Origin of the sequence: Myceligenerans pegani (assembly GCF_014892515.1) — a bacterium.
Lineage (GTDB): Bacteria > Actinomycetota > Actinomycetes > Actinomycetales > Cellulomonadaceae > Myceligenerans > Myceligenerans pegani.
Genome location: NZ_JADBGR010000033.1, coordinates 1 through 5427, shown reverse-complemented (window position 1 = coordinate 5427; position 5427 = coordinate 1). Strand labels below are relative to the sequence as shown.

Sequence of the window (5427 nt, the reverse complement as noted above, 5' to 3'; positions counted from 1 at the left end):
GTCGTCCCGGCCGGGGCATCCGGTCCGGGCAGGCCACCGCGGGGTGGCTGTTCGTGACCCCCGTGCTGGTGCTGCTCGGACTGTTCCTCGTGCTGCCCATCGTCATGGCGGCATGGGTCAGCGTCTCCGACTGGACGGGACGCGGGAACCCGTTCGGCGGCGCCGCGAGCTTCGTCGGCGCCGAGAACTACGCCGAGCTCCTCGCGGGCGGGGCGCTCGCGCAGCGGGACTTCGCCACGGCGCTGCGCAACAACGCGTACTACGTGCTGCTCGTGGTGCCGCTCCAGACGGTGGTGTCGCTGGGGCTCGCGGTCCTCGTCAACCGTCGGGTCCTGCGCGGCCGGGGGTTCTTCCGCACGGCGTTCTACTTCCCGTCGGTGACGAGCTCGGTGGCGATCACCGTGGTCTTCCTGTTCCTCTTCACCGCCTCGGGCGCGGTCAACCGGATGCTGAGCTACCTGAGTGTCGAGGGCCCCAACTGGATCAACGACCCGCGCGGGGTGCTGCACATCGCGCTCGGCGCTCTCGGGGTCGACCGGCCGCCGGCCGCGCTGGAGGCCTCGCCGTTCCTCGGACTGCCGTGGTGGCAGTGGCTCGCCGGGCCGAGCGTCGCCCTGTGCGTGTTCATCGTCATGGCGATCTTCACGACGTCGGGCACGTTCATGCTCCTGTTCCTCGCCGCCCTGCAGAACATCTCGGGCGAGGTCGAGGAGGCCGCGATGGTCGACGGCACGACGGCGTGGCAGCGCCTGCGGCACGTGACGATCCCGATGCTGCGCCCCACGATCTTCACCGTCGTCACCCTCGGCCTCATCGGTACCTGGCAGGTGTTCGACCAGATCTACACCGGCTCGCGCGGCGCGCCCGCCAAGACCACGCTCACGCCCGCATACCTGGCCTACGAGACCTCGTTCAACGACCAGCAGTGGGGCAGGGGAGCGGCGATCGCGTTCATCCTCTTCGCGATCATCGTCGTCATGACGATCATCCAGCGCATCGTGCTGGTCGAGCGCGACGTCGTCCCCGCGCGCAAGCGGTTCTACCGTGCGGGCCGGTCGCAAGGAGGCGAGCGCGCATGACCGTGGCAGTCGAAGCGCCCCCACGGCCGGGGCGTGCTCCCGCGCGGAACGGCCGGCGCAGGCCGGGCTCGCGGACCGTCGTCTCGGCGTCGATCACCTACGGGCTGCTCGTGGCGATCGCGGCGGTGTACATCTTCCCGTTCCTCATCTCGATCTCCACGTCGTTCAAGACCCAGGCCGACGCGGCCGCCGACCCCCTGGCGCTCGTCCCGGCCACGTTCAGCACGGCGGCGTACGAGCGGCTGTTCCTGAACTCGGACTTCCCGCTGTGGTTCCAGAACTCGATCGTGGTGACGCTGGCGGTCACCCTCGGGCGGGTCGTGCTCAGCTCGATGGCGGGCTACGCGCTCGCGCGGCTGCCGTTCCGGGGCCGGGGCGCGATCTACGCGGGGCTCGTGGCCGTCATGGCCGTCCCGGCGGTGGTCCTGCTCATCCCGAGGTTCCTCGTCATCAACACGCTCGGTATCTACGACTCGTACGCCGGCCTCGTCATCCCGCTCCTGGCGGACGCGGCGGGGGTGTTCATCATGAAGAACTTCTTCGAGTCGATCCCGCCCAGCGTCGAGGAGGCCGCGCGCATCGACGGAGCGGGCACGTTCCGCGTGTTCTGGTCCGTCGTCCTGCCCATGGCGCGGCCCGCGCTCGTCACGATCGTCATCCTGGCGTTCCAGGGATCCTGGAACGAGCTGTCGCACTTCATCGTGGCCTCACAGTCGCAGGATCTGTTCACCCTCACCAAGGGCGTGGCCCAGCTGTCGTCCGGTGCCCTCAGCCAGGGCACGCAGTACCCCCTCAAGCTCGGCGCGGCGATCATCATGACCATCCCGGTGGCGGTGCTGTTCTTCGTCTTCCAACGCCGCATCATGAACGCGAGTGCGGGCGCGGTGAAGGGCTGACGAGGGGCGGCGGCGCGGTGGTCGGCGGCGAGCTCCTCCGGCCTCGTCCACCGCTTGCCGGGGTTCGCGTGGCCGCCGGGGCGAAGACCCTCCGGCAGGAGTGTCGAGCAGCGATGTCGAGAACGGCGTCCCGGCTCCGTCCCCGGGGTGTAGCGACCACGGTGGTCGCACCGCCACAAGGAGGCACTGTCATGTCGAACCACCGCACCACCGAGATCCTCGACCGTCCGCTGAGCCAGGAACTGCTGGCCCGGGACCTCTGCCGGCTGGCCTACGTGGCCGAGGACGGCACACCGCGCGCCATCCCGATCGCCTTCGCCTGGAACGGCACGGAGGTCGTGATGTGCACGTCGAAGAACGCCCCGAAGCTGGCATCGCTCCGGCGGAACCCGGCGGTCGCCATCACGATCGACACCGAGGTGCACCCGCCCAAGATCCTGCTCGTGCGCGGCACCGTCGAGCTCGACGAGGTCGACGGCATCCCCGAGGAGTACCTCGAGATGAACGGCTCCTACGAGATGACGGCCGAGCAGCGGGTCGAGTGGGAGGCCGAGGTCCGCTCCCTCTACGACGGCATGGTCCGCATCGTGATGACCCCGACGTGGGCGAAGCTGATCGACTTCGAGACGACCCTGCCCAGCGCCGTCGAGGAGCTCGTCAGGCAGCGCGCGGAACGGGACGCCTCGTAGCGGTCCTGCGCGAGTCGGCGCGGGTGAACTTCGCACTCACCAGCCCTCTCCGAGGGGGTCACATTCTGGACACAGGCCGATATGTCCGGCAGAGTTCGAGCGAAGCACCTGCCCCTGTACCCGACCCAGACGGGGACACGATGACCAGCTCGATCACCATCGACGGAATCGCCGGCACCGGCGATGACGTCCGCGACCCCTCCGGCCGGCCCTTGAAGCTCGACGACCCCGCGACCGTCACGACCATCCCCGAACTCACCATGGCGCACGACGTCGCCGCCATCCACACCCGGCTCCGCGAGGAGTGGGGCGACATGGCCCCCGTGGAGCTGGAGCCCGGCGCCCGCGCCTGGCTCGTGATGGGCTACCGGACCATCGTCGCGATGGCCCGCGGCCAGCTTCCGCTCACGACGGCGACCGGCACCTGGAGCGGTCACGAGCGCGGGGTGTCGTCCGCCGAGTCGCCCCTGCTCCGGCCCCTGGCGCCGTCCGACCGGCAGACCGTGGAGCACGTGGACGGGAAGCTGCACGCGCGGCTCCGGACCCCGCTCGACGAGGTGCTCGGCGTGATCGACGACGCCGAGATCGCCAGGACCACCCGGGCCCGGTGCGAGGAGCTGATCGACGGCTTCGCGGGTACCGGTGTCGCCGACCTGGTGCGCGAGTACGTGACGCCGATGCCGCACCTGACGTTCGGCACCTTCCTCGGGTTCGACGCCGACGCCGCGCGGCGGGTGTTCGACGTCGCCTCGCTCCGGGCCGACGGACGGGGCGGCGCCGCGGACGTGCACGAGGTGAGCTTCCTGCTCACGGGCCAGACGGCGGCCCGGCGCCCGGACGGCGAGCCGACTCCCGCGGGCCGGCTCGCGCAGCATCCGTCCTACGAGAACACCGCGGAGGCCGCGCTCGGTCTCCTGTCGCTCACCGCCATCGCGGCCCGCGGCCTGCGGTCGTGGCTGGCGCAGACGCTCTACCTCGCCCTGACGGACACCCGCTTCGCCGGGCGGCTGGCGGGCGGCCAGCTCGGGATCGACGAGGCGCTCGACGAGGTGCTGTGGGCCGCGGCGCCGGTGACGGCGCTGTCACCGCGGATCGCCGCCGAGGACTTCCTGCTCGGCGACAAGCTCGTGCAGGCCGGCGACGCGATCCTCCTCGCCGTCGGCGCGCTCGGCTCAGACCCGAGCATCCGCGGCGAGGACTCCTGGGACGGGTCCGGCAGCCGCGCCCACCTGACGTTCGGCGTCGGCGCCCACGCGTGCCCGGCGCCCCACCTGGCCCGGCTGATCGTCCGAACGGCGGCCGAGACGCTGCTGCACCGCCTCGCGCCCGAGCTCGCGGCGCGGGCCGAGGAACTCCGGTGGGCACCGGACTTCCGGTTCCGCCTGCTGGAGCAGCTTCCCGTCGTCTTCCGTCCCGAGCAGCAGCCGGAACCCGAGTCGTACGTGCCATGACCCGTCGGGCGGCCTGCCCGACGCCGGAGCCACCCGCGACACCGATCGCACCCGAAAGGACATCGTGAGCACCACCACCACCCGGACCTCCCGGGTTCTCAACACCGTCTTCGGCCCCGCCGTCAGGGGGCGCGAGGATCCCGCCGCCGCCTGGGCCAAGGCGATCGCGAAGGTCGACGAGGAGGCCGGCATCCAGGACCGCGCCCTCGCCGACAGCCTCTACCGCGTGTTCGAGAGCATCACCGAGGAGCCCAAGCTGACGCCCCTGGGCTTCTTCTTCGCGCTCAACGTGGTCAAGGACAAGTACGCCAACCGGCTGCGCGTCGAGTCCCTGCTGGCCGAGCGCCCGGAGATCGCGGACGAGAAGATCGTCGACCCGGTGTTCGTGCTCGGGCTGCCGCGCACGGCGACCACCCTCGCCCACAAGGTGCTCGCGGCGTCGCCCGCCCACCGCGGCCCGCGCGCGTGGGAGATGACCTACACGACCCTCGAGGACCCGGCCGTCGCCAAGCGGGAGAGCAAGCGGTTCGACCAGAGCATCAGGCTCGTCACGAGCGTCTTCGCGCCCGGTCTGAAGCACATCCACCCGATCAGCGCCAACGATCCGGAGGAGTCGCTGGTGCTCCTGCCGCACGGGACCTTCTGGCCCCTGTTCCACGGCAGCATGCACTCCTACCGCGAGTGGTACGCGAGCCGCGGCGAGGCGGAGCTGATCGGCGACTACGAGTGCCTGAAGCAGGGCCTGCAGGTGCTGCAGCACGGGCGGGAGCCCAAGCGGTGGGTCCTCAAGTACCCCGCGCACCTGAACGACATGCCGGTGATCAGGAAGGTGTTCCCGGACGCCACGTTCGTGTGGACGCATCGCGACCCGGCCACCGTCGTCGGCTCGGCGTGCAGCCTCGTGGAGACGCTGTGGGCGCCGTACCAGACGGACCCGGACCCGCAGGAGATCGGGCGGCTGATCATGGACTCCATGGTCACGTGGGTGGACAACGCGCTGGAGGCGCGGCTCAGCCTGCCGCCGTCGTCCATCGTGGACGTGCCGTACCACGCGCTGAGCCACGACCCGCACACCGAGGTGCCGCGCCTGTACTCGGCGATCGGGGCGACCTGGACGGAGAGCGACGCCGCGCAGCTCGACCGGGTGATCGCCCGGCCGACGGGCACGCGCCCGCACACGTACGACATGACGCGCTACGGCCTGGAGAAGGCCTACGTCGAGGAGGCGTTCGCGCCGTACCTGCGCCTGCTGAACAGCTTCGACAAGCTGGACGCGGAGCCGACGGCGGACCTGTGACGCCGGGGGTCGCGC

5 protein-coding genes are annotated in these 5427 nt (G+C 71.0%); all 5 read left to right on the top strand.

The window, feature by feature from the left end; all coding sequences use genetic code 11:
* The first annotated feature begins 17 nt into the window (after positions 1 to 17).
* The 5 genes from IIE03_RS02335 to IIE03_RS02315 all read left to right on the top strand — a co-directional run bounded on the left by IIE03_RS02335 (position 18) and on the right by IIE03_RS02315 (position 5412).
* Positions 18 to 1079, top strand: coding sequence for a carbohydrate ABC transporter permease (locus IIE03_RS02335; RefSeq protein WP_192861116.1), 1062 nt, complete (start codon positions 18 to 20; stop codon positions 1077 to 1079).
* Positions 1076 to 1975 (top strand): carbohydrate ABC transporter permease, encoded by a 900-nt coding sequence (locus tag IIE03_RS02330; protein ID WP_192861115.1) that lies wholly within the window; start codon positions 1076 to 1078, stop codon positions 1973 to 1975. Before IIE03_RS02335 ends, IIE03_RS02330 begins: the two co-directional genes overlap by 4 nt.
* A gap of 191 nt (positions 1976 to 2166) precedes the next feature.
* Positions 2167 to 2664, top strand: a complete 498-nt coding sequence (locus IIE03_RS02325; protein WP_192861114.1) for a pyridoxamine 5'-phosphate oxidase family protein — start codon at positions 2167 to 2169, stop codon at positions 2662 to 2664.
* A gap of 140 nt (positions 2665 to 2804) precedes the next feature.
* Positions 2805 to 4115: a cytochrome P450 gene (locus IIE03_RS02320; protein WP_192861113.1), complete on the top strand. Its 1311-nt coding sequence runs from the start codon at positions 2805 to 2807 to the stop codon at positions 4113 to 4115.
* A 64-nt stretch (positions 4116 to 4179) separates the two neighbouring features.
* Entirely contained in the window at positions 4180 to 5412 is a 1233-nt protein-coding gene (locus IIE03_RS02315) for a sulfotransferase family protein (protein WP_192861112.1), read from the top strand.
* Positions 5413 to 5427: the final 15 nt, after the last annotated feature.